The 23859-nt window shown below is 63.2% G+C and carries 25 protein-coding genes and 1 tRNA gene; 18 read left to right on the top strand and 8 right to left on the bottom strand.

Annotation, left to right across the window (positions count from 1 at the left end; translation table 11 throughout):
* The coding region (locus QQL24_RS34035; protein ID WP_284316763.1) for an SPOR domain-containing protein at positions 1–466 on the top strand (466 nt) is incomplete at its 5' end.
* Positions 467–647: 181 nt separating this feature from the next.
* On the opposite strand, the gene QQL24_RS34030 is transcribed toward QQL24_RS34035, so the two are convergent.
* On the bottom strand, positions 648–1670 hold the full coding sequence (locus QQL24_RS34030; protein WP_284316762.1) for a LacI family DNA-binding transcriptional regulator: 1023 nt from the start codon (positions 1668–1670) through the stop codon (positions 648–650).
* Between the two features lie 185 nt (positions 1671–1855).
* Here QQL24_RS34030 and QQL24_RS34025 point away from each other — a divergent pair, with 185 nt between their 5' ends.
* The 7 genes from QQL24_RS34025 to QQL24_RS33995 all read left to right on the top strand — a co-directional run bounded on the left by QQL24_RS34025 (position 1856) and on the right by QQL24_RS33995 (position 8612).
* Entirely contained in the window at positions 1856–2878 is a 1023-nt protein-coding gene (locus QQL24_RS34025) for a sterol desaturase family protein (RefSeq protein WP_284316761.1), read from the top strand.
* Positions 2879–2987: 109 nt separating this feature from the next.
* On the top strand, positions 2988–3944 hold the full coding sequence (locus tag QQL24_RS34020; RefSeq protein WP_284316765.1) for a sugar ABC transporter substrate-binding protein: 957 nt from the start codon (positions 2988–2990) through the stop codon (positions 3942–3944).
* Positions 3945–4056: 112 nt separating this feature from the next.
* A complete protein-coding gene (locus tag QQL24_RS34015; RefSeq protein WP_431310801.1) occupies positions 4057–5118 on the top strand; it encodes an ABC transporter permease in 1062 nt (353 codons plus the stop codon).
* A 10-nt stretch (positions 5119–5128) separates the two neighbouring features.
* The gene (locus QQL24_RS34010) at positions 5129–6127 is read left to right on the top strand and encodes an ABC transporter permease (RefSeq protein WP_284316760.1); all 999 of its coding nucleotides are present in this window, start codon (positions 5129–5131) and stop codon (positions 6125–6127) included.
* A gap of 10 nt (positions 6128–6137) precedes the next feature.
* On the top strand, positions 6138–6959 hold the full coding sequence (locus QQL24_RS34005; protein ID WP_284316759.1) for an ATP-binding cassette domain-containing protein: 822 nt from the start codon (positions 6138–6140) through the stop codon (positions 6957–6959).
* A gap of 477 nt (positions 6960–7436) precedes the next feature.
* Entirely contained in the window at positions 7437–7745 is a 309-nt protein-coding gene (locus tag QQL24_RS34000; RefSeq protein ID WP_284316758.1) for a MocE family 2Fe-2S type ferredoxin, read from the top strand.
* A 33-nt stretch (positions 7746–7778) separates the two neighbouring features.
* Positions 7779–8612 carry a 3-methyl-2-oxobutanoate hydroxymethyltransferase gene (locus tag QQL24_RS33995; RefSeq protein ID WP_284316757.1) on the top strand — a complete coding sequence of 278 codons (834 nt, stop codon included), beginning with the start codon at positions 7779–7781 and terminating at the stop codon, positions 8610–8612.
* 179 nt (positions 8613–8791) lie between these two features.
* Here QQL24_RS33995 and QQL24_RS33990 read toward each other — a convergent pair whose 3' ends face one another.
* The gene (locus QQL24_RS33990; protein WP_284316756.1) at positions 8792–10069 is read right to left on the bottom strand and encodes a DUF3422 domain-containing protein; all 1278 of its coding nucleotides are present in this window, start codon (positions 10067–10069) and stop codon (positions 8792–8794) included.
* 268 nt (positions 10070–10337) lie between these two features.
* On the opposite strand from QQL24_RS33990, the gene QQL24_RS33985 reads away from it, so the two are divergent.
* Positions 10338–10889: a chorismate mutase gene (locus QQL24_RS33985; protein ID WP_284316755.1), complete on the top strand. Its 552-nt coding sequence runs from the start codon at positions 10338–10340 to the stop codon at positions 10887–10889.
* Positions 10890–11168: 279 nt separating this feature from the next.
* On the opposite strand, the gene QQL24_RS33980 is transcribed toward QQL24_RS33985, so the two are convergent.
* Positions 11169–11867 carry a DnaJ domain-containing protein gene (locus QQL24_RS33980; protein ID WP_284316754.1) on the bottom strand — a complete coding sequence of 233 codons (699 nt, stop codon included), beginning with the start codon at positions 11865–11867 and terminating at the stop codon, positions 11169–11171.
* Positions 11868–11988: 121 nt separating this feature from the next.
* Between QQL24_RS33980 and panC the strand changes: the two genes are divergently transcribed.
* Both panC and QQL24_RS33970 read left to right on the top strand, forming a co-directional pair.
* Positions 11989–12852 (top strand): pantoate--beta-alanine ligase, encoded by an 864-nt coding sequence (gene panC / locus QQL24_RS33975; RefSeq protein ID WP_284316753.1) that lies wholly within the window; start codon positions 11989–11991, stop codon positions 12850–12852.
* Positions 12853–13128: 276 nt separating this feature from the next.
* Positions 13129–13773: a transglutaminase-like cysteine peptidase gene (locus QQL24_RS33970; RefSeq protein ID WP_284316752.1), complete on the top strand. Its 645-nt coding sequence runs from the start codon at positions 13129–13131 to the stop codon at positions 13771–13773.
* A gap of 195 nt (positions 13774–13968) precedes the next feature.
* On the opposite strand, the gene QQL24_RS33965 is transcribed toward QQL24_RS33970, so the two are convergent.
* From QQL24_RS33965 to QQL24_RS33950, 4 genes are all read right to left on the bottom strand, one after another.
* Positions 13969–14499, bottom strand: a complete 531-nt coding sequence (locus QQL24_RS33965) for a gamma carbonic anhydrase family protein (protein ID WP_284316751.1) — start codon at positions 14497–14499, stop codon at positions 13969–13971.
* Positions 14500–14607: 108 nt separating this feature from the next.
* Positions 14608–14820, bottom strand: coding sequence for a DUF3126 family protein (locus tag QQL24_RS33960; protein ID WP_284316750.1), 213 nt, complete (start codon positions 14818–14820; stop codon positions 14608–14610).
* A 130-nt stretch (positions 14821–14950) separates the two neighbouring features.
* A complete protein-coding gene (gene cysE, locus QQL24_RS33955; RefSeq protein WP_284316749.1) occupies positions 14951–15808 on the bottom strand; it encodes a serine O-acetyltransferase in 858 nt (285 codons plus the stop codon).
* 246 nt (positions 15809–16054) lie between these two features.
* The gene (locus QQL24_RS33950; protein WP_284316748.1) at positions 16055–16810 is read right to left on the bottom strand and encodes an alpha/beta fold hydrolase; all 756 of its coding nucleotides are present in this window, start codon (positions 16808–16810) and stop codon (positions 16055–16057) included.
* A gap of 96 nt (positions 16811–16906) precedes the next feature.
* Between QQL24_RS33950 and QQL24_RS33945 the strand changes: the two genes are divergently transcribed.
* From QQL24_RS33945 to QQL24_RS33930, 4 genes are all read left to right on the top strand, one after another.
* Entirely contained in the window at positions 16907–17152 is a 246-nt protein-coding gene (locus QQL24_RS33945; protein ID WP_284316747.1) for a zinc-finger domain-containing protein, read from the top strand.
* Between the two features lie 21 nt (positions 17153–17173).
* Entirely contained in the window at positions 17174–18343 is a 1170-nt protein-coding gene (locus tag QQL24_RS33940; RefSeq protein WP_284316746.1) for an FAD-dependent monooxygenase, read from the top strand.
* Between the two features lie 34 nt (positions 18344–18377).
* A tRNA-Leu gene (locus QQL24_RS33935) sits at positions 18378–18463 on the top strand.
* A gap of 372 nt (positions 18464–18835) precedes the next feature.
* Entirely contained in the window at positions 18836–19090 is a 255-nt protein-coding gene (locus QQL24_RS33930) for a hypothetical protein (protein WP_284316745.1), read from the top strand.
* 75 nt (positions 19091–19165) lie between these two features.
* Here the strand turns inward: QQL24_RS33930 and QQL24_RS33925 are convergent, their stop codons facing one another.
* Entirely contained in the window at positions 19166–20548 is a 1383-nt protein-coding gene (locus QQL24_RS33925; protein WP_284316744.1) for an MFS transporter, read from the bottom strand.
* A gap of 118 nt (positions 20549–20666) precedes the next feature.
* Here QQL24_RS33925 and QQL24_RS33920 point away from each other — a divergent pair, with 118 nt between their 5' ends.
* From QQL24_RS33920 to QQL24_RS33910, 3 genes are all read left to right on the top strand, one after another.
* Complete coding sequence (locus tag QQL24_RS33920; RefSeq protein ID WP_284316743.1) at positions 20667–21368, top strand: ArsR/SmtB family transcription factor; 702 nt, start codon at positions 20667–20669, stop codon at positions 21366–21368.
* A gap of 70 nt (positions 21369–21438) precedes the next feature.
* Positions 21439–21900: a DUF3224 domain-containing protein gene (locus tag QQL24_RS33915; protein WP_284316742.1), complete on the top strand. Its 462-nt coding sequence runs from the start codon at positions 21439–21441 to the stop codon at positions 21898–21900.
* Between the two features lie 29 nt (positions 21901–21929).
* Entirely contained in the window at positions 21930–23738 is a 1809-nt protein-coding gene (locus QQL24_RS33910) for a glycosyltransferase (protein ID WP_284316741.1), read from the top strand.
* Positions 23739–23859 lie beyond the last annotated feature (121 nt).

The raw sequence follows: 23859 nt of genomic DNA, 5'->3' as shown, positions 1-23859 counted from the left end.
GCAGGTCGTGCCGGCCAAGCCCGCCATTGCCGCCACCGCACCGAGCGGCCCGACGATGCGCTGGGTGCAGGGCGCGCAGCCCGTCGCCACCGCTCCGGCCACGCCGCCGGTGCGCGCCGGCCGCGCCGATGAGGCCAGCCCCGACACCACCGCCACGGTGCAGGCTGTGCGCACCGTCGCCTACAACTCCGATGGCCTAGCCCTCGCCTCCCCGCAGCGCAGCGGCTGGATCATTCAGATCGGCGCCACCGACAATGAAGGCGCTGCCCGCCAGCTCCTCTCCAGTGCCAGGGCCGCGGGCAGCCAGGCCCTTGCCTCTGCTCGCCCCTTCACCGAGCCGGTGAACCGCAACGGCGCCACGCTCTACCGCGCCCGCTTCGGCGGCTTCACCGACCAGCGCCAGGCCCAGGCCGCCTGCAGCACCCTCAAGGCCGCTTCCTTCAGCTGCGTGGCCGTGAAGCTCTGATCCTTCTTGAGCAAAGCGCGTTTGGGCGCAAACGCCGCTTTGCTCTAACTCTTTGTTTCGACGCGTCTTTGCGATTCTTGCCGATGCCGTCAAATCGTAAAACGCTTTAGCGGATCTGGAATTGGACGCGGCTGCCTCGGCGGCCGCGTTTTTGTTGGGCGAGGCAGTTTGAGGTTCTTCCTCAGATATTTTCGGGCGTGTAGATGTCGAAACCGATGACGCGTTTTCCTGGAGGCGCTTCGGTGCGCAGATCGTGGAGCATCTGCGCGACGGCATCGGCCGCCATCCTGGCAATCGGGTGCGCCAGGACCAGCGCAAGATCGTGGTCGATCAGTCCCATCCTCGTGTGGATCGTCATTTCGTAGCCGACTGCGACGATCGAAGGTCCCCGGCCGGACGCCTTGAGCGCCTGAAGTACTCCGACCATCCCCCCTCCGGAGATATAGAGACCCACCATGTCGGGTTCACGCTGAAGCAGCTGTTCCGTAACTTCGCGGGCGATCGATCTGTCCTCGAAAGTCTGTACGGGCTCAAGCAGGGTGAACTGAGGAGCGTATTCGCGAAAGTAGGACCGAAAGCCCGATTCGTTCAGCTCCTGACAGCGATACCGATGATTCCCGACCAGGATTCCAACCCTGCCAGGCTTCTTGCTCAGTCCCGCCATGGCCCAGGCCGCGGTGCGGCCTACCCGCCAATTGTCCAGTCCAATGTACCCGACCCCGCAAGGTGCGGTCAGCTCCGAGATCAGCCCGTAAGTGGGCACGCCGCTGCCTGCGAGGGTCTCGATGGCGTGGGTGACCCGCGGATGCTCGGCCGAGACGACGGCAAGCGCCTGCACCTGCTCGCCAAGCCGCAGCATCCGGTTCGAAACGGCCTCGGGCGAAAGATCGTCCATGTGTTCGACCACAACTTCGACCGGTTCGGAGTTTTCCGATCCGGCCAGCCGCAACGCCTCCGCGATCATCTGGTAGAAGGTCCGATGCGATTGCTGAAGAATAAATCCCAGACGGATCGCTGGTCTGTCCGCCCTCAACCGTTCCCGCAGTGTTGGTAGAGCGTAGAACCGGAGTTCTTCGGCGGCCGCCAGCACTCTTGCGGCCGTGGCCGACCGGACATTTGCGCGGCCGTTCAGGATGCGGTCGATCGTGGAGACGCTAACGCCTGCCTGTTCGGCGAGATCTGCGATTGTGGCGCGGCCTACCATCAAAGCCTCCCTGAAAGATTCTTTCATTTTTGCGCTGCAATAAAATGATAGAAAAGAAAGGAAATACAGCATCAATCCGAAACATATATTCCGTTTTCCCTCATAAATGATATAAAAATTCTGCGCGGAAGGTTGAAAAATGCTGCGCGGAAGGCGGAGTCAGTCTCCGAGCCAGGGGAAGCGTCATGGACGATCTCAAATATGGGATTCGCGATAAGCGCGGCAACTGGGCACCCAGCGAGCCTCTGGAAGTCGCTCCGTTCTGGACCGGCAAATTCAGCCAGATCGGCAGATGGCTGGTGGGCTATGTGTGGCCGCACAACGCGATCTTCATGCTCGTCTCGCTGGCCTACTGGTACTTCATTTTGCCGGACTGGACCAAAATGAAGGAACTGACTTGGGACTGGGGCCTGTGGCTCTATGCGGTCAACGCGGCCGGCATTTTCGTGATGTATGGCTCGGTCGAGTTCTTCTACTATTTCAAGCGCATCCAGGGCACGCGGTTCAAGTATAACCCCAACTTCCCCTCCGATAAGCCCTCGGACGTGTTCTGGTTCAAGAGCCAGAACATCGACAACTTCCTGCGCAGCTTTCTGATTTCGATTCCGGTCTGGACGCTTATCGAGGTCTTCACGCTGTGGTGCTTCGCCAATGGCTACGCGCATTGGGTTGACCCGAAAGACCACTGGCTGTGGCTCGCCGTTCTGATCTTCCTCGTCCCAGCGATCCACGAGGTCCACTTCTACTGCGGGCACTGGCTGATTCATCAGGGCGTGCTCTACAAATGGATCCACTCCATCCATCACAACTCGATCAACCCCAGTCCCTGGTCATCAATGTCGATGCACCCGGTGGAAGCAGCCATCTTCTTCTCCGAGATGATGTGGCACCTCTTGCTCCCGTCGGCCCCGTTCGTCGCGATGTTCCAGCTGACCAGCACCGCATATGGCGCGATCGTTGGACACATCGGCTTCGACAAGCTCGAACTGACCGATGAGCGTGCCATGAACAGCCAAGCCTACACCCACTACATGCACCACAAATATTTTGAGGTGAACTACGGCGCCGATGGCGTGGTCCCGCTCGATAAGTGGTTCGGCACCTGGCACGACGGCACCAAGCAAGCCGACGAGCGCATGAAGGAACGATTCCGCAGGAAGAAAGAGCGGCTGAACCGGCGGAAGGCCACCTCAACGCCGGCCGAATAATCCAAACAAGCAAGCGCGAATTGCCGAGCACGCTGCATCAAGAAAACAGGCTTTTCGATGCCCGCCGTAGAGCTGTCATCTCAACCAGAGAGGAAATCTGACTATGAAAATGCGCAAGATTCTTGCGACTGCGGCCGCATTGGCCTTTACGTCGCAGGCGGCTTTCGCGGCCAATATTTTCGTGATCGGCGGCAAGCCCGACGATCCATTTTGGTCGATCGTGAAGCGCGGCGCCGAGGATGCCGGCAAGGTCGTCGAGGCACAGGGTGGCAAGGTCACCTGGCTCGGGCCGCAAAACTACGACAATCTCGGCGTCGACGCGGCCGAGTTGATCCGCCAGGCAATCGACCAGCATGCCGATGCCATCGTCGGTCCGGACTGGGTGCCTGAAGCCATGGACCCGGCATTCAAGGCGGTCGTCGCCGCCAACATTCCTCTGGTGGTTTATAACGCAGGCGGCCTTGGCGCCGCCGATCGTCTGGGCGCGATGAACTATGTCGGCTCCGACGACTACAAGGGCGGTGTCGCCGCCGGCGAATACCTCGCCAAGGCCGGATACAAGAATGGCGTCTGCATCAACACGCTGCCTGGCGCCGCCAATATCGAGGCATTCTGCAAGGGGTTCGCGGATGGCGAGTCCAAGGGCGGCGGCAAGTCCGACGCCCTGCCGCTGCCGGCGACCTCCTTCGGTTCAGCCACGGCCGTGGCGCAAGCCGTGAAGGCTTATTTGCTGCAACATCCCGACATCGACGCCGTCTTCACCATCGGCAATGTCGACGCCAACTCGGCGATGAACGGCATCACCCAGGCCGGCAAGGTGGGCAAGGTTCACCTCTGCGGCATGAACTTCGACCAGACGGTCCTGAACAACATCAAGAACGGCCAGCAGGACTGCGCTATCGACCAGCAGGGCTACTTGCAGGGCTACCTGGCCGTTTCGATCCTGAACAGCCATGCAAATTACGGCATGTCGGTACCGACCCGCGAAATCCTGACCGGCCCGGGTATCGTCGACAAGTCGAATGTCGACGCGACGCTGGCCGGCGTACAGGCGGGCACACGCTGAGGCGCGCCTTGAAGCTGCCTGTATCGCAAAGAGCGGCAGGCAGCTTCGTTTCCACCACCGCAGAATCGCTCATGCGACGGCCCGCGGCCGTTGCGAAACCCTGGAGACTTCCATGGTCACGCATTCCACGGCGACATCCGACACAACCAGCCCGGCGCCGAGCGGTCGCGGCGCCGCGTTCGGCAGGCTTGCCCGACGCCCCGAGACTGGCTCGTTCCTGGGCATGGTCGCGGTCTTTGTCTTCTTCGCAGTGGCCGGAGGGCAGCAGTTCCTGGGTGCCGCGGGGATCTCGAGCTGGCTGAATATTGCCTCTGAAGTCGGGATCGTGGCGCTGCCCGTCGGGCTTTTGATGATCGCGGGAGAACTCGACATCTCGGTGGGCTCCGTCATCCCGGCCTCGTCCCTGACGGTTGCCATCATCTCCGGCTATTACCATGCTCCGGATCTGGTCGGGATCGCGGCGGGGCTGAGTGTCGGCCTCGTGGTGGGATTCGTGAACGGCTATCTCGTCACCCGAACCTCGATCCCCTCGCTCATCATCACCATCGGCACAATGTTCGGCGTCATGGGGCTGACGCTGGGCCTTACGGTGATGGTTGCTGGCAGCACCGGCGTGACTCTCGTGCCGGGCTCCGTAGCGAAAGCGATCTTGGGCCAATACGTCGGTGGCATGTTCCAGGTCACCATCCTTTGGTGGGGTCTGTTCTGCGTCGTCCTGTTCTACCTTCTGCACGCCTCTCCGGTCGGCAACTGGATTTTCGCCCTCGGCGGCGATCGCGTCAGCGCCCGCAACGCCGGCATCCCGACCTCCGGGCTGACCATCGGCCTCTATATGCTGAGCGGGTTCGCGTCTGCCTTCGTGGGTGTCAGCGAGGTCCTTGTCTACCAGAGCGCGCAAGTCCTCGCGGGCCAGTCGTTCATCTTCAACTCGATTATGTGCGTGGTGATCGGCGGCGTGCTCCTGACGGGCGGCTTCGGGTCCATCGTCGGCATTGTCTTCGGCACGATAACCTTCGCCGTTGTGAACCAAGGCATCTACTTCACAAGCATCACTCCCGACGCGGGAAGCATCATCATCGGCGCATTGCTGCTACTCGCCGTTCTGACCAACGACACCTTCCGGCAGTTGGCGCTCCGCTATTCGTCGAGAAAGTCTCGAAAGAGCAAGCAGTGAGGGCGGCGCCATGAACCGTTTGTTTGGAACCTTTATGCGGCGACCCGAAGCCGGCTCGATCCTCAGCCTGATCGGGGTCGTCGCCTTCTTCGTGCTCATCGGCGACGTGCATCTCGGCACCCTTATGGCCGCGGCGAGCTGGGTGAACTTCGCCGCAAACCTGGGCATCGTGGCGCTCCCGGTCGGCCTCCTGATGATCGCCGGCGAAATCGATATCTCCATCGGCGCCATGATCCCCGCGGGATCGATGACGACTGCAATTCTTTCCGGCTATTACGGGTTACCCATCCTGGTCGGAATGCTGGGCGCACTCGCCGTCGGCGTTCTGGTGGGCCTTGTGAACGGCCTTTTGACTGTGCGCACGAGCGTGCCGTCCCTGATCATCACGCTTGGCACGCTCGTGGGCATGCAAGGCATCGTGCTGAGCGCGTCGGTGCTGCTGACCGGCAATGCCAGCGTTGCAGTGACAGCACCGGATTGGGCCAAGTTCCTGTTCGGCCATCTGATCGGTGAAAGCCACCAGGTCATCATTCTTTGGTGGATCGGGCTCGCGGTGATCTTCGCCTTCATGGCGCACAAATCGCGCTACGGAAACTGGATCTTTGCCATGGGGGGCGACAAGGAAAGTGCCCGAAACGCCGGTATTCCCACGGCAAGGCTGACGATCACTCTCTTCGTCCTCTCGGCTACGTGCGCCGCCTTCGTCGGCATGTGCCAGGCGATCCTGTTCAATTCGGCGCAGGTCTCGGGCGGCATGAGCTTCATTTTCAACGTGATTGTCAGCGTCGTTGTTGGAGGCGTGCTGTTGACCGGCGGTTTCGGATCCGTCCTCGGCATATTCTTCGGGACGCTGACGTTCGCGGTCGTGAGCCAGGGCATCTACTTCACCCATATCGACCGGAATTGGTCGAACCTGATCATTGGCGTGACGCTCCTGATCGCCGTCGCCATGAACGAATCCTTCCGACGGCTGGCGCTCGCCTATTCCGGTCCGAAGAAGACACAGTGAGGGTCCGAATATGACTGGCAAGTTACCTATTCTGGAACTCCAAAACGTCGACAAATCCTTCGGGCCCATCGACGTGCTGCACAAGATCTCTCTGAGAGTGCATGAGGGCGAAGTCCTCTGCCTTCTGGGCGACAACGGCGCCGGCAAGTCCACCTTGATCAAGACGCTGGCAGGCGTACACAGGCCCACAGGCGGCAAGATCCTGATGGACGGCAAGGAGGTCCAGTTCAAGGGTCCGAAGGAGGCCGCAGCGCGGGGCATCGCCACCGTGCACCAGTTCGGGGGCACCTTCCCGCTGATGAGCATCGGGCGCAGCTTCTTTGTTGGCGTCGAACCGGCCAGGGGCTGGGGCCCGTTCAAGGTCTTCGACCGTAAGCGCGCCAATGAAATCGCCGTCAAGGCAGTGCAGGGCTTCGGCATCACCCGGATCGACGACGGTGACCGCCTGGTCGGAGGACTTTCGGGTGGCGAGCGGCAGGCGCTGGCCATCGCGCGTGCGGTCTACTTCGGGGCCCGGGTGCTGATCCTGGACGAACCGACCGCCGCGCTCGGCGTCAAGCAGGCGGCCCATGTGCTCCGAATCGTGAACGAGGCCAAACGCAGGGGCCTGGCGGTGATCTTCATTACCCACCAGGTGATGCATGCCATGACCGTGGGAGACCACTTCACGGTGCTCATCCGCGGCGCCATCGCGGCCGATTTCCGCAAGGGCGAAAAGACCCGCGAGGAAATTACCGACCTGATGGCGGGTGGGGAAACCATGGCCGACCTGGAGGCCTCGATTGAAGGTTACATGGAAAGCCACGCGGGCAATCCGCCTCCGGTTGCGTGAAGGTGATCTCTCTGCGCGGAACCTTCCAGCACCCCGAACACGTCCGTCACGCCCCCTCCAGTACGACGGACCAACTGACGGTCAGGGCCGGAATCCCTCCGACCCTGACCGCCTTCTGAATGCAGCGAATGGCGGGGACGAATGCTGGGCCGGTCGGGACCACCTCTTTGGAACATCATCAAGCAGGAAGAAAATGACAATTCGTGTCGCTGTAATCGGCTCAAGCCTTATGGGGGTGGATCACGCGAAAATCGTGGCGGAGATCTTCCCGATTCCTGCTTCGGGTCATGTGCGAGATGGATGGCGCGCGGGCCTAAAAGGTTGGCGACGGGGGTGCGAAGGGAACGATCAGCACCGAGCACGGGAACGTGCTGCTGAGTTCCCTCGAGAGGGCGGAGAAATCCGTGGCCCACCCAACGGCCGTGATGCCAGCCACTCCTGCCGACACAAACCCCAAGCTCTCTGAAGAAGCCCACCATGCCCTGGATTGACGCCTGTGCCGTATCCGACCTCGACGCCGAAGAAGCCCGCCGCTTCGATCACGGCGGCCGGACCTTTGCGATCTATCGCAATCATCAGGACGAGTATTTCTGCACCGACGGTCTCTGCACCCACGAGTCTATCCACCTCGCCGACGGGCTCGTCATCGAGAACACGATTTCATGCCCCAAGCATTCTTCGATCTTCGACTTCTCGACTGGCGAAGTTGAGACGCCACCGGCCTGCGAAAACCTGCGCACATACAATACCAAGGTCGAAAACGGCCGCGTCTTGATCGAGATCTAGATCCAAGTCTGAACCCTTTGAGGTCCGTTCCCCATGGTCGCCAAGAATACCCGCCCGACGGTCGCCGATATCCGCGCCATGAAAGCGCGCGGCCAGAAGATCTCCGTGCTTTACGTCACGACGCTGGAGGAAGCCTCGGCAGCGGATGCCGCCGGCATCGACATGCTGTCGATCGAGGGCCGGTTCTTCTCCCCAGAGATGCGCATGGCCGCCGGGAAATGCTTCGTCCAGGTCGGACTGCCTTTCGGCGCCTGGGGCAGCTTTCAAGGTCGCCCACTCACGACCGCCGAGGACTATCTGCGCGCAGCCTTCCACTTCACGCAGTTGGGGGGTGATTGCTTCTACTGCGCCGCCTCCTACGACATTCAGAAGGTGCTATGCGACAACCACATCCCCATCGTCGCTCATGTCGGCCTGATCCCGTCCTACATCACCTGGACCGGGTTTCGTGCGGTCGGAAAAACCGCAGAGGAAGCGCTCCGTGTCTGGCACCATGTCAAGCAACTCGAGGCCATCGGTTGTTTCGGAGCCGAGCTCGAAGTGGTGCCGGACCGGGTAGGCGAGCTGATCTCGAGGAATACTTCCATGATCATGCTCGGAATGGGCGCGGGGCCGGGCGCCGACGCTCAATATCTGTTCGCCGAGGATGTCCTTGGCCATACCGACGGTCACAAGCCGCGCCATGCCAAGACCTATCGCAACTTCGCCGCCGAATTCGAGCGGCTGCAGCAGGAGCGCATCGCGGCCTTCGGCGAGTTCATCGCCGACGTCCGGAGCGGATCCTACCCGGCACAGGAACATGTGGTTCCGATTGTCGACGACGAATTCGAAGGCTTCCGGGTGGGCCTCGGCCTCAGAAATAGTTGAAGGTTGGGCAGAACAACTTTCGCCGATAGCCTGGAGCAAAGCGCGTGTCTCCGGCAGCGATATTTAGGCAGAGCCTTGATCGCTGGGGAGAGTGCGGGCTGCCTTGGACCGAACGGAGCTCACAACGGGCTCGGCACCCCCGGAAGGCGGCCCGAAAAAGAAGCGACTTTTGCAGGTGCTTACGCCGCTTTTCGCAACCTCTTGATACCCCTCCAGACCAGGAGCAGCATGATCGGTGCGGCGCAGAGCATGACGATGCCCTTGTCGACATGCCAGATATGGCTGAAGCCTTCAATGATGTAGCCGAGGATCGCGAGCGCGTAGTAGGAGATCGCGATGATCGAGAGACCTTCGACTGTCTCCTGCAGGCGATATTGGCTCTCCGAGGTCCGCGAAATCGTATCGAGGATCGTCTGGTTCTGCATTTCCAGATTGAGGCTGATATGGGCGTTGAGGAGTTCGGCGGAACGCTGCAGCTTCATCGCCAGCGCCTTGAGCCGCTTCTCCGTCGCCAGGCAGGTAGCCACCGCTGGATCGGTGCGGTTGGTCAGGTAGCGTTCGATCGTGGTGAATTCGCCGATCGGTGTTTCCACCAGTTGCACCAAACGCGTCTTCAGCACGTCGGCATAGGCCTGGCTTGCCGCAAAACGAAAACTGGTCTCTTCGATACCGCGACCGACCTCGGCGGAAAGGGCATGGATGCCGTCGAGGGCTTCGCGGTTTTCGGCGAGTGAATGAGCGTGGCCGATGCGTCCCATCACGCCGCTCAGCGCGGCCTCCAGTCCGTGGATCGTCGGCGCATAGGAGCGTGCGACGGGCAGGCCGAGCAACACGAAATTACTGTAGGTCTCGATCTCCAGCAATCGGCGCACCAAGACGCCGCGGCGAAGTACGTTGCATTGGCCCGCGGCCAGCTCATAGCGCGTGAAGCCATCGCGATCGCGCTTGAAGTCCGTCGCCACCTGCGCATGGCCCGCATACATGTCGGAATAGCACAGGGTGATGGGGTTGAAGCCCACCAGGGCTTCCTCGGTGATGGCAGAGGTTTCCGTCAGATCGATGCGCGTGGCGCTGACGAGCTCGAGTCCTTCGAAACACGATAGCCCGATGCCTTCCGGCCACGCCTCCCAGTCCGTGAGCACCGATTGCCAGGTCAGCGTCGCAAATTCGTTGTGAAGCTCCCAGATGATCTTGCGGCCGTTCCGTTCGGCCTTGATGTGCCGGATGCGACCGTCATCGAGCGACAAAGCGGACATCCCGGCAAACGTGGCGAAACGAGCGGCGACTTCGTGTAGGGCAGGCCCGTTGGGCCCGGGCATGAACGAGACTCTTCGGATACGCGCGGACGTGGCGATCGGTTCGATGGCCCGAGCATGCAACTCGGCATAGATGGCTTCCCTGCTCGGATGCTCAACGAACACGGATCGACCCGCGTCCGGTGCGGCATGTGCCGTCATGGTCTCAATTCCCCCACTCCCGCGTCGTCATGAGTAATGCGCGGGTTCAATCTCTCTAAAGGCTCTAAAAGCCAGGCCGGTGCCGCCATACCTCATATTCTTGCGAATTGACACGGGAAGGCTACGCGCATCGAGGCCCGCATCCATTTGCCGCGGCAGGACGACCCAATGGCCAGTACGAGCGGCCATCCAGGCACGGCAACGCGAATTGAGCAATATCAGCTTGGTCGCTATAGGATGCCAAGCTGGAACGGTGAAAGGAACGTCTATGAGATTGAACTATACGACGTCTCGGCTATTGGCAGTCTTGCTGAGCGCATGCTTCATAATTTCTGAAGCTTCTTTCGCCGCCGAGATCACTCCTTTGGCGGAAAAGATCAGCCAGCGTCTGTCGTATATGAAGGATGTCGCCGGGTTCAAAGCACAACATCACCTGCCGATCGAGGACTTGGATCAAGAAGCCAAGGTCCTGGCTAATGCGAAGGCCGAGGCTGAGAAACTTGGACTCGACCCCGGCTCAGTGGAGCCACTCATCGTGGCTCAGATAAATGCGGCCAAGGCCATTGAGTATCGCTACGAGGCAGATTGGCTTGCGGAACCTGAGGTGGGTTGGCAGCCGCGTCCTCTCGACGAAGTACGCCAGGAGATTGCCGAACTGAGTAAAGAGATTCTGCAGCAGGTGGCTGAAAATTTAAGAAGCGGACCGTTCCAGCCGAGCGATCGCTTCGACTTTTTCAAGACCGTTCGCGAGCATAATCTGAAAGATCCCGACAAGCAGCAATTGTTCAGCGCTTTGCTGGCCGTGCGGATGGCAAAATAGATCCATCAGCGATGTCACGTCCATTGATCTCGACGCAGCTCGCATTGGACCGCACAGAAGATCGTCTTCTCATGTCCACTTATCAGGAGCGTGCTCGATCCTTTCGGCGCCCGACTTGAGTTGAAAGCGGAAGTTGCAGCCTTCGAGTTTGCGACTCCATGCCCCCTGTCGCGGACCATCAACAGAGGCCTGCCGCCTCCCCCGCCCCATTAATCCTTACGTAACCATGTTCTGCGAGCCTGTTCCCATCCGATTCATCCGCGTTGTGTGGAGTTGGGGTCAATGGCCTTCAAGAAGAATGTCTCTGGCTCGGTTGACGCGAGCAGCCATCTGCGTCGTGCCCCCCTTGTCGGGATGGATTTTCTTCATGAGCGTCCGGTGCGCTCGACGAATTTCCTCGGCGCTCGCCCCCGGCTGCACCCCAAGGATCTGGTAAGCTTCCTGCTTGGACATCGCGTCGGACGCCGCCCCGCCCCGGTACCCCGCGTTCGCATCGTCCTTGAAGTGTTCACGCCATCCGGCAAGCCGGCGGTCCAGATAAGCTTCAAGGATTGAGCGGCCGACGAAATCGGCAGCAATCTGCCTGCGCAACGCCAGCAGTTCCGCGGCCTGCAGGCTCGACAGCCGGCGCCCCAAGAAAATCCCCCGGAGCACCTGCCCGTCCACGGGCTGCCTCGCGGCATCGAGCATGATGACGAGATCGATCGTGCGCACATAGGCGGTGCGCGCCCTTGTGCCGGGAACCACGCCCTCGGGCAGTTTCGGCAGCCAGCCGCGCATGCCGGTGGCCAGAATCAGGAAGGGGATGCCGACGCCCCACTCACCGCGGGTGAGCAGAAAAAGTCCCAGGGAAAAGGCGAGAAAGCTGCCGCCATTGCGCATCAGCCTGTCAAGAAACGGCGTTTTCGACAAGGCACCCGGCTTCAGGAACGGCCAGAGGCAGATCAGGATCACGCATCCGAAAATAAACTGGCCCACAGCAGTCCGATCTGCGAAAGAGCGGTGAAAACAGCAGCGTTGCCGCTTCCCTGCCACTTGGCCCTTTCGCCGTCCGTGGTCAAGAGAGCGGCGCTGGAATGTCGGTAGGGAGTGAACGGCGGTGGCCGATGTCATCATAACGCGTACGGTGGCCGAATTGCGCCGGGCCGTGCGGGAATTCCGAAGGGGCGACGAAACCATCGGCGTGGTGCCGACCCTGGGCGCGCTGCATGATGGCCACATCGCCCTGGTGCAGGAGGCCCGGAAGCGGGCTGGCAGGGTGGTGACCACCCTATTCGTGAACCCCACCCAGTTCGCGGCCACGGAGGACCTCTCCAAATATCCGCGCACGGAGGAGGCCGATCTCGCCCGCTTGCGCGAAGCGCGCTGCGACATCCTGTTCGCACCCGAGGTGGACGAGGTCTATCCACGGGGCTTCGCCACCACGGTCTCGCTCGAAGGCCCCGCGGTGGCGGGCCTTGAGGACCGCTTCCGGCCCAGCCATTTCGCGGGGGTCGCCACCATCGTCGCCAAGCTCTTCACCATGAGCGGCGCGGATGTCGCCGTGTTCGGCGAGAAGGATTACCAGCAGCTCTGCGTGGTCCGGCGGATGGCCAGGGATCTCGACCTGCCGATCGAGGTGGTGGGCTTTCCCACGGTCCGCGAGGCGGATGGCCTCGCCATGTCGTCGCGCAACCGCTTCCTGTCGCCCGAGGAGCGGGGGCTGGCCCCCTTGCTCCACCGCACCCTGCGGGGGATCGCCGATGCGGCGCTCGTCGGCGCAGACCTCGAAGCCGAGCTGGCGAAAGGTCGAACGGCGATCGAGGCGGCCGGCTTCAGGCTGGACTATCTGGAAGCTCGCCAAGCCGATAATCTTGCCCCGCTGGGCGGCGTCGGGCTGGCGCCGGCCCGGCTGCTCGTGGCGGCACGGCTGGGCGCCACGCGCCTGATCGACAACATCGCCCTGGCGCCGGCCAGGAATTAACCAAGAATGCCCGCGCGAAACGTGACGAAAGCGTGGCAGAATCGCCACTCTCGCGCTCACCAAAGCGTGAAGACGGAAAACGGAAAACCATGGTTAATATGGCGTTAACCTGAGGAATAACAATAAGTTACGTCACTTTCGAGGGTACTTGGATCTTGGTTTTTCTGCGGCAGCAGCGTTGTGCGGCCCCAGCCCTTATGCGAAGTTGACCTCGGGAACGGGTAACTGGCCTAATCTCCGGTGCGTTAACCGGAGCCGGGCATAACGGGTCTGAAGATGGCAATGCGCATCCGGATCAACATCAAGTCGGCACTTGCCGGTGTTGCGCTCGCTTTGGCACCCGTGCTTGCCTCGGTGGCCATGGCGGCCCAGGCCGGAAGCGCGATGCCCGTCTATGCGCCGGTGGGCGACGTCACCACCCCGCCCTCTGGTTACCTCCAGTTCTGCCGGGACAATCCATCCGATTGCAAGGCCAGCGCGCAGGAAGCGCGCGACATAGTGCTTTCGCGCCAGGCCTGGAAGGACCTGATCGCCCTCAACGACCAGGTGAACCAATCCGTCAAGCCGATGACGGACCTCGAGAACTACGGCAAGGTCGAATGGTGGGCCTATCCCACCGACGGCTATGGCGATTGCGAGGACTATGTACTGTTCAAGCGCAAGCTCCTGATCGATGCCGGCTGGCCGCGCTCCGCCCTGCTGATCACCGTCGTCCGCGACAAGAAGGGCGAGGGACACGCGGTGCTGATGGTGAAGACCGACCGCGGCGAGTTCGTGCTCGACAACCAGGAACCAAAGATCCTGTCCTGGCGCGCTACCGGCTACCGCTATGTGAAGCGCCAGTCGCAGAGCGACCAGAATGTCTGGGTCTCGCTGGGCGACACGCAGACGACATCGATCGTGTCGTCCAAGGGGGATTGATCTGCTGGGAGCGCGTCCCTGGGAGCGCGGACATCCTGTCCGCTCTTGAAACGCCCCGTTGTAGGAAAGGAATGCGCCTATTTTTGGCCTGCGCGACCAAAACGGCCATTACCCCATCCTGACACCTGACCGTTTCAAGAGCGGACAGGATGTCCGCGCTCCCGGGGACGCATTTCCTGTGACCCACCCCCAGCACTAAACCACCCTCTTCAACCCTTTGGCGAAGCGCTTGGAATTGCTGACGTAATGCGCTGCCGATTGGAGCAGCTTCTCGATATCCCCGGGCCCCAGCGTGCGCAATGCGCGCGCGGGTGAGCCTACAATCAGCGAATGGGGCGGGAATTCCTTGCCCTCGGTCACCAGCGCATTGGCGCCCACCAGCGAGCCTTCGCCGATCTTCGCGCCGTTCAGCACGGTCGCTCCCATGCCGATCAGGGTGCCATTGCCGATGGTGCAGCCATGCAGGATGGCGGAATGGCCGATGGTGCAGTCATCGCCCACGGTGAGCGGAAAACCGGGGTCGGAATGCAGCACCGCCCCATCCTGGATGTTACTGCGGGCGCCGACGGTCATCGGCTCGTTGTCGCCGCGCAGGACCGCGGCGAACCAGATATTGGCATCTTCCCCCAGCGTGACCCGCCCCACCACATGCGCGTCCGGCGCCACCCAATAGCGGCCATCGGCCGGCACCGTGGGCGAAATGTCGTCGAGCATGTAGAGAGGCATGTTTCATCCCGTGTGCTGATCCGGGCGTACGGGCATCTTGCCCGTTCCCGGAAACACTGTGCTTGCAAGGAGGGAAAAACGGGCTGCAAGCCTGTGCACCCGGAAGACTCAGTCCTCGAGATCGATGTCGAGGATCGCCATGTGGAAGTCGTAGGACGTCTCGCCGTCTTCCTTGTCCTCGGAGATCAGGCCGATCGATTCCTCGCCGATATAGACCTCGGCGCTGTCGGTCTTGCGGGCGCGCGGTACCACGCGGATGGTGGCATTGCCGAAGGTACGCCGGAGATAGGATTCGACGCGCTGCATGTCTTTCTTGTCCACGGGACTTCCTCGATTGTCTGAGCGGGGCCGGCTCATCGCCCCGCGATCAGCGCCGTTTGCCACGGCAGGCCCCGCTTCGCAAGCCGAAGCAGGCGGCAGTCAGCTTTAAGACGGGGACAGCGCGACGGGCTTACAGCCCGACATCGTGCCAGAAGACGTCGTCGATGGGCAGCGGCCCGTGCAGGATCTGGTCCATGCTGCGTGACGGCTCGGCGCAGCCCGCCTCCCCGACCACGCGAGCCGGCACGCCCGCCACCGTGGTGTTGCGCGGCACGGGTTTGAGCACCACTGAGCCGGCGGCGACGCGCGCGCACTGGCCGATCTCGATATTGCCGAGGATCTTGGCGCCCGCGCCGATCATCACGCCGCGCATGATCTTGGGATGGCGATCGCCGGACTCCTTGCCGGTGCCGCCGAGCGTGACGTCCTGCAGGATGGAGACGTCGTCGCCGATCTCGGCCGTCTCGCCGACGACGAGGCCCGTGGCATGGTCGAGGAAGATGCCGCGGCCGATCGGCACGTTGGGATTGATGTCGCACTGGAACACGGCCGAGGAGCGGCTCTGCAAATAGAGCGCGAAATCCTTGCGGCCGGCTTGCCAGAGCCAATGGGCGAGGCGATGGGTCTGCAGGGCGTGGAAGCCCTTGAAGTAGAGGATCGGCTCGATATAGCGGTTGGCGGCCGGATCGCGGTCGATCACGGCGGCGATATCGGCGCGGAAGGCGGCGGCGATGCTCGGATCGGCTTCCAGCGCCTTGCCGAAGGCCTGGGCGATCAAGGTCGCCGGCATGTCGGAATGGTCGAGGCGCGAGGCGATGCGCTGCACGATCGCGCTTTCGAGCGAGTTCAGCTGCAGGATATTGGCGAAGATGAAGCTGGAGAGCTGGGGCTCGGCATGGGTGACCGTCTCCGCTTCCATGCGGACGCGGCTCCAGATCGGATCCACGACCTCGAGCCCATGGGAGACCAGGCGCTTTGACTGATTCATCTGCCTATCCGCTGCTTAGACGCTTCCGCATGCTGTTTTAGCGCAGGGCGCCTGCGAGTGCCAATGCTGATTTAGCAGGGCTACAAACTCAGGTTAACAGGGCGGGGTGCCGTCATTCCGGGCGACCAAAGGGAGACCCGGAATCCATGAACACCATCCTGCGAGGTTTGCGTTCTTAGATTCCGGGTCTCCCTTTGGTCGCCCGGAATGACGCCCTGCCCTTGCCGACCACGACGCAGTTTTGGCTCAGAGACCCTGCTCCATGAGAAATGCCAGGACGCCCTGCTTGTAGACCTTGTCGCCCACCGCCGGATTGTGATCGCGGTTGGGAATGTCGAGCACGCTGGCATTGGGCATCATATCAGCCAGCTCCCTGGCAGACCCCGCGATCGGGTCGCGTGTTCCCACCGCGATCAGCGCCGGCTGCAGGATGCGGCCGACCTCGGCGGGGTTGAGTTGCACGCGCGAGCCGCGGATGCAGGCCGCGAGCGCCCGCCGATCCGCCCCGCTCTTGTCGGCAAAGGCGCGGAACATACGCCCGATCGGGTCGGTCACATCGTCGAGCGTCGGTGCTTCCATGGCCGGCCCGATGGTCGGCGGCAAGGCGTCGCCATGCACCAGCCGCACGCCGAGGCCGCCGAAGATGACGGCATCGACCCGCTGGCCATGGTCAAGCGCCAGGAAGGCGGTGATGCGCGCGCCCATCGAATAGCCCATCACCGCCGCCGAACCGATGCGCAGATGGTCGAGCAGCGCCACAGCATCGCCAGCCATCAGGGAGGGATGATAGTCGGCGGGATCGTAAAGCTTGCTGGACTGGCCATGGCCGCGATTGTCGAACGCGATCACCCGCCGCCCCTGCTTCGTCAGGAGATCGACCCAGCCGGTTCCCACCCAGTTCACGTCATGATTCGAACCGAAGCCGTGGATAAGCAGGATCGGCTCGCCCTTCCCCTCGTCGATATAGGCGATTTCGACACCCTTGTGATCAAAGCGCAGCATCGGCACGGTTTTCCTTTGCCCCCAGACGCAATAGCCCCTATCGCATCGCACGCGGCACCGCTATGGTCCGCCCACAGCAAATAGCGGACTTGAAACATGGCCGGCCATTCCATCCCCCATTTTCAGAACGATCTTGGCCTGAAGGTCATTCGCGTCGGCTCGAAGGAGTTCATGTGCCAGGGCGCCAGCGCCCCCTTCGACCATCCCCACATCTTCATCGATCTCGGCGGGGATGACGAAGCGGTCTGTTCCTATTGCTCGACGCTCTACAAATATGATCCCAAGCTGCATGAGGGGACCTCCGATCCGGCCGAATGCACGGTGATCGCCGACGCCGCCTGAGCGCGGCAAGATGATGTCAAGATGACGATTGCGATCGCAGGCGCGGGCATCGGCGGCCTCACGGCTGCACTCGCGCTTCATCGCCGCGGCTTCGAGGTTGCAGTCTATGAGCGCGCCGCCGAGCTGGAAGCGGCCGGCGCCGGCATCCAGCTCACGCCCAACGCCTTGCATGTGCTGTTCGGCCTCGGGCTCCGCCGGGCGCTCGAAAAGACCATGGTGCGGCTGGATGCCGTGGTCATCCGCCAGGCCGCGACCGGCAAGCTGATCCAGCGCCTGCCACTCGACATCTGCGAACGACGCTGGGGCGCCCCCTATGGCGTCATCCATCGCGCCGACCTGCAAGCGGTGCTGCTCGACGCCGTGCGGCAGCAGGGCATTCCCCTCGCCCTTGGCCATGAGGTGGGCGGCGTGGCGCAAGACAAAACGGGCGTTCGCATTTCTTTCGCTTCCGGCCAGCCCGCCGTCGAAGCGCGCCTCCTGATCGGCGCCGATGGCCTATGGTCATTCGTCCGCAACAGCCTTGGCCCGAACGAGCCGCCGCGTTTTGCCGGCAAACGCGCCTGGCGCGCCGTGCTCCCCCTGCGCAGGGTGCCGGATTTCTTCCACGGCAAGGCCACGGGGCTGTGGCTCGGCGAGCGTACCCATTTCGTCCATTACCCCGTCTTCGCCGGCGAGGCCCTCAACCTGGTGGCCATCACCCATGACCGCGACGACAGCTCGGGCTGGTCCAAGCCGCAACCGCCCCAAGCGCTCCTCTCCCATTTCCAGGGCTGGGACGCCCGTGTACACGCGCTCCTCGCCGGGATAGCCGACTGGCGCACCTGGCCGCTCTACGAAGGCCGGCCTGGCGCCTCGATGGCCCATGGCCGCATCGCCCTCCTCGGCGACGCCGCCCACCCCATGCTGCCCTTCCTGGCCCAGGGCGGCGGCGCGGCCATCGAGGATGCGGCCGAACTCGCTGGCCAGCTCGCGACGCCTGGCGACGACAGCGCCCGCCTCGAAGCCTGGTCCGCCCTGCGCCTGCCCCGCGTCCGCCGCATCCAGACCGAGGCCCACGCCAATGGCGAGCGCTACCACTGGCGCTGGCCCCTCTCCACGGCCCGCGACCTTGGCCTCTCTGCCCTCGGCGGCCGGCGCATGCTGGAGCGCTATGACTGGCTCTATGGCTGGAAACCCTCAGAAACGGCTTGAGCCCGCTCGATTCACCCCCTAAGCAGGCGATATCGCGGACGTGGCGAAATGGTAGACGCAGCAGACTTAAAATCTGCTTCGGGAAACCGGGTGCGGGTTCGAGTCCCGCCGTCCGCACCAACACATCCAACGCAATTCACGGTGCCCTTGGGTGGCCCTCAGGCCTGACTACGACGCTGCCGGGCTGCCCTAGCCTCCGCTATGGATGACTGCAAGGCGAAGAGGCGCAGGAGCGTGAGCGCTGCCTTATAGGGGCTTCCCTCGCAATCACGGATGATGGCGTCCAATACCTCCCATTCCTCAGGGGTCGGGGGCACGACCTCATTGGAAAACAAGACCTTCGGGTCGACCTTCATCACTCGGCTCCGTTCGCTGAATCGACGAACAGTAGCTTCGAAGGCTGGGCTTGGCGAGTCTTTTGTTCACGTCTTGTTCTAGTGAGAAGATTGTACTAGCGTAGCGGTGCGGTAAGCCCTGAGGAGACCGTGAGCGATGGTCAGTGTCACATACTTCGTGGTGGTCCCGTTCGAGCGGAACGAGGATGGCGAGTTCGTGATGGGCAAGGCCTTCGAGGTCCGCAGCGCTGACTCGGCTCGCTTCAAGGTCCGCCTCCTCGCGGAGAGCGGCAAGGGCGGCGTCGCGTTCTCGCGGACGGGGGACCCAGCCTTGGGCGACTTTCAGGAAGGTGAGGTTCTCGCGACGCTGGGAGAACTGCCCGAGCGTCTTGAAACCTATTTGTCGCGATGAGGGGGCAGAGTGTCCTCTTTCAGAGCCGCCAGTTCGTCATCGTCTAGCTGGTCCTGTTTCCTCTCGCGCCACTGCTTATCGCGACGATGGCGCGTGGCTAATGGGAGCTGACGGTCTGATCGCCGCCCGCCACCAGATCAGCGCCCCCATGACCGATAAGATCGCTGCCGAGAATAACCCCGCCGCCATACCTTGCGCGAAGGGGTGAAGCGCGGCCACTAGGGCGCCGAAGCCGGCGACGCCGAGGGCCGCGCCGGTCTGGCGTGCGGCGTTGAGGACGCCGGCGGCGATACCGGCGCGATCGCCCTCCACCGTCGCCATCAGCGCGGTCGTGGTGGCAGGCGTGATCAGGCTGGCGGCGAGTCCGATGAGAGGCATCGGCAGCAGCAGGCGCCAGAGCGGGCTCGCCGGGCCGGCGGCCAGCATGGCGAGGAAGCCGCAGGCCGCCATCAGGAAGGCGCCGCTCACCAGCCGGCGCGACCCGACCAGGGCGGCGGCGCGCCGCGAGAGCATGCTGCCGATCGAGATCAGGGCCGTCAGGGGCAGGAAGGCCAAGCCCGCGACGAGAGGCGGCATGCCGCACTGTTCCTGCAGATCGAGGCTGAGCACGAAGATCAGCCCGTAGAAGGTGAAGGCCGAGATCATCGAGACGGCGACTGAGCTGGAAAACACGCCGTTGCGAAAGAAGGCCAGCGGCAGCATGGGCTGGGAGTGCCGGCTCTCGATGGCGAGGAAGACGGCGCCAGCCGCCAGGCTCACGACGAGCATGAAGAGGGCCGGCGGAGATCTCCAGCCGAGGCCCGGGCCGCCGATCAGGAAGGCGGTGAACAGGCCGAGGGCGAGGATGGCACTGGCCTGGCCGGCGAGATCGAGGTGGCGGGAACTGGCAGCGGGCCCATCTGCCTCGACCTGCCTGAGCATGAGGAGGCCGGCGATGCCGATGGGGACATTGACCAGGAAGATGCTGCGCCAGCCGAAGAGATGGATCAACACGCCGCCGACCAGTGGGCCAGCCGCCATCGCGATGCCACCCAATCCCGCCCAGAGGCCGAAAGCGCCCGAGCGCCGCTGCGGATCCTCATAGGCATTGTTGATCAGGGTCAGCGAGCACGGCACCAGCAGAGCGGCGCCCAGCCCCTGCAGCGTGCGGGCGGCAATCAGGGTGGCGAGCGTCGGCGCTAGCCCGCACAGGGCCGAGGCAAGCGTGAAGGTGGCGAGGCCCGCGCCATAGACGGTGCAGGCGCCAAGCCGGTCTCCCAGCGTACCACCGGTCAGCAGCAGGCTGGCGAAGGTCAGCGTATAGGCGTTCACCATCCATTGCAGGCCGGCGATGTCGATGCCGAGCGACGTCGCGATCGGCTTCAGCGCGACATTGACGATGGAGATATCGAGGATGACGATGACATAGCTGATGCTGGTCGCGGCGAGGACACGCCGCTGGTGAACCATCTGATCCATTGGCTCCTCCTTTGCCTGTCCGGCAAGCATGCAGGAAGCGCCTCGGCGATGTTTCGACACGTAGCGAAACATCCGGTCATCGACAGGTGTATACCGGCATCAGCACGGAGAAATCGCCATGCCCGCCAACCCGAACCTGTCCTCGGCCGCCTTCCTGATCGCCGATGGCGCGCGCGCCGCCATGCTGATGGCGCTGGCGGACGGCCGCGCCAAGCCGGCAGGCGAGCTGGCCTATGCGGCCCGCGTGACGGCGCAGACCGCGAGCAGCCATCTCGCCAAATTGCTGGCGGGCGGCCTCATCGACGTCGAGGCGGAGGGCCGCCACCGCTATTATCGGCTTGCCGGCCCGCAGGTGGCCCAGGCTCTGGAGATCCTCGCCTCCATCGCGCCGGCCGGGAGCGTCCGTCTGAAACCCCGCAGCCGCGAGGCGGAGCGGCTGCGTCTTGCGCGCTGCTGCTACGATCACCTGGCAGGACAGGTCGGCGTCGCGGTGACGCAGGGCCTGCAGGCGCATGGCTATCTGCAGGCAGCGCCCGAAAAGCAGTTCGTCGTCACGCCGGAGGGAGCCGGCTGGTTCGCCCGCACGGGGCTCGACGTGGCGGCGATCGCACCGACACGGCGTGGCCTCGCCCGGCAATGTCTCGACTGGACGGAGCGCCAGCACCACCTTGCTGGGCCTCTCGGCGTACAGTTCCTACGCCTTCTCTGCGCCAAGGGCTGGATGCACCGAGGCAGGGAATCGCGCCGGATCGAGGTGACGCCCGCCGGGTGGATCTGGCTCAAGCAGGAATTCAGCATGGATCCGCCCTCCCCGCTGTGACCCCGCTTTCCACCTCAAAGCGGTGTTTACCTTTCACCATGATGCTTGCGTGAGACAACGGAGCCCGTGCATGCCCGTCAAAGGCGTAGTGTTCGATATCGACGAGACTCTCGTCAACGAGACCGGTAAAGGAGGAGCGCTGATGACCCAGCAGGTGCGGGGCACATTCGAGGTCACGATGACGCCGCAGACCGGCGCGGAGGTTCCCGTGGGACGGCTGTCGCTCGCCAAGCGCTTCCATGGCCCGCTCAGCGGCAGCAGCAGCGGCGAGATGCTGGCCGTGCATGGCGGGATCCAGGGCTCGGCCGGCTATGTCGCCATGGAGAAGTTCACAGGCTCGCTCGAAGGGCGCGAAGGCTCCTTCGCCCTGCAGCACAGCGGCAGCATGGATCGCGGCGTGCCTTCCCTCGTCATCACCGTCGTGCCGGACTCTGGCACGGATGCCCTGGCCGGACTCAAGGGCAGCCTGGCCATCGAGATCACCGACGGCCAGCACTTCTATATTTTCGACTACAGCCTCCCGGAGAGTTGACAGATTTGCAGGGCAGCGGACAAGACGGCATGAACGACAGCAGGATCGCCTTCCGGCTCGGCCCCATCAATCTGGTTCTGCGCTATCCGGAGGCGCTGGACGAGGAGATCTGGCCCTATTTCTCGCATTTCCCCGCAAGCCCGGAGGGTGAGCCGGCCACGACCCTGCATCTGCGCCCGGCCGCGGAAGGCCGCCTCGACCTCTGCAATGACGACAGGCTCATCTGGCGAGGGCTGACCTGGCCCGATGCGCTCCACCCGATTCTCGACGAGATCGGCCGTATCCTCGCGGCGATGTCGACCCAGCCCGTGCTGCGGGCCGCCGCCGTACGGGGGGACGGCAAGGCCGTGCTGATCGCTGGCCCGCCGGGCTCCGGCAAGACGGGGCTCGCCGCCTGGTTCGTTGGGCAGGGCTTCGAGTTCCTGGCCGACAATCTGGTTGCCATCGCGGGTGGCAGGGGCAAGCTCAATCCCATCGCCCTCGCGCTGTCTCCCCACGCGGCGGTCTCCCCGAAGATTCTGGCGTGGCCCGGTTTCGCGGACGCCTATGCCACGCTCACCGGCCATGGAGCGATCATCAGGCTCGAGGACGCGGCGCCCGATCATCCCCAGCAAGTGTCCTGTGGGCTGATCCTCGTGCCGTCGTTTCATGAGGGAGCCCCGCCGGCGATCGAACCCATCCCGGCCGAGCGGCTCCGCTTCTTCCTTGAACAGGCCGCGCATCCGGACCAGTCCCTCTCCAGCGCGGCTTCGGAAACCCTGACAGACTTTGCCCGCACGGTGCCGGCGGTCTTGCTGCGGTTCGGTAGTTACAAGCAGCTTCCAGGATTTCTGGATCAATTCATCCATAACGCATTGCAGGCGAATCTTGGCGCATTGGGACTAGCCCGCCTGGTGAAGGCGGGTTCGCCACGGCCGCCGGCCGGAGCCGCCGTCTCCGAACGGCCGGCCGTCGAAGCGGTCTCTGTACAGCCCGCTACGGCCCGTCCTCGCAAGCGCCTCAGTATCGGCATGGCGACCTATGACGACTATGACGGCGTCTATTTCACGCTGCAGGCCCTGCGGCTCTACCACCCGGAAGTGGCCGGCGAGGTCGAGTTCATTGTCGTCGACAACAATCCCGATGGTGTCTGCGGCGAATCCTTGAGGAAGCTGGCGCGGAGCATCCCGAATTATCGCTATGTCCCGGTGGCCGACAGCATCGGTACGGCGGTGCGGGACGTCGTCATGCGCGAGGCTGCGAGCGATCTCGTGATGTGCCTGGACTGCCACGTCCTGGTTGTATCAGGCGCCATCGCCCGCCTGCTGCATTATTTCGACGACAATCCCGACAGCATCGACCTCCTCCAGGGCCCACTCGTCAATGACGACCTCATGGCGATTTCCACGCATTGGAAACCGCGATGGCAGCAGGGCATGCTCGGCGGCTGGGATCTCGACGAGGCCGGCCGTTCACCCGACGCCCCTCCCTTCGACATCCCGATGCAGGGCCTCGGCCTCTATGCCTGCCGCCGCGCGGCGTGGCCGGGCTACAACCGCCATTTCCGCGGCTTCGGCGGCGAGGAAGGCTATATCCACGAGAAATTCCGCCAGGCCGGCGGGCGTACGCTCTGCCTGCCCTTCCTGCGCTGGCTCCACCGCTTCGAGCGGCCGATGGGCGCGCCCTACCGGATCAGCTGGCACGACCGCATCCGCAACTACATGATCGGTTTCGACGAACTCGGCCTGCCGATGGAGGAGATGCTGGCGCATTTCCGCGCCCATGTCGGCCCGGTGGCCGAGGCGATCATCCGGCAGACGGAGCAGGAGATTGAACGGATGAGGGCTGGTGCGGGTTAGCGATGCGTCTTGGGGGGCGGGTCTTCAGAGCCTGACTCAAAAGCCCCAAAAAGGCCGATAGAGGCGCAGATTTTGTCATACCCGGGCTTGTCCCGGGTATCCAAGCGACACTTCTCCACCG

Origin of the sequence: Labrys miyagiensis (assembly GCF_030160835.1) — a bacterium.
GTDB lineage: Bacteria > Pseudomonadota > Alphaproteobacteria > Rhizobiales > Labraceae > Labrys > Labrys miyagiensis.
Note: the sequence above shows the minus strand (reverse complement) of the source record. Positions and strands in the feature narration are given on the sequence as shown.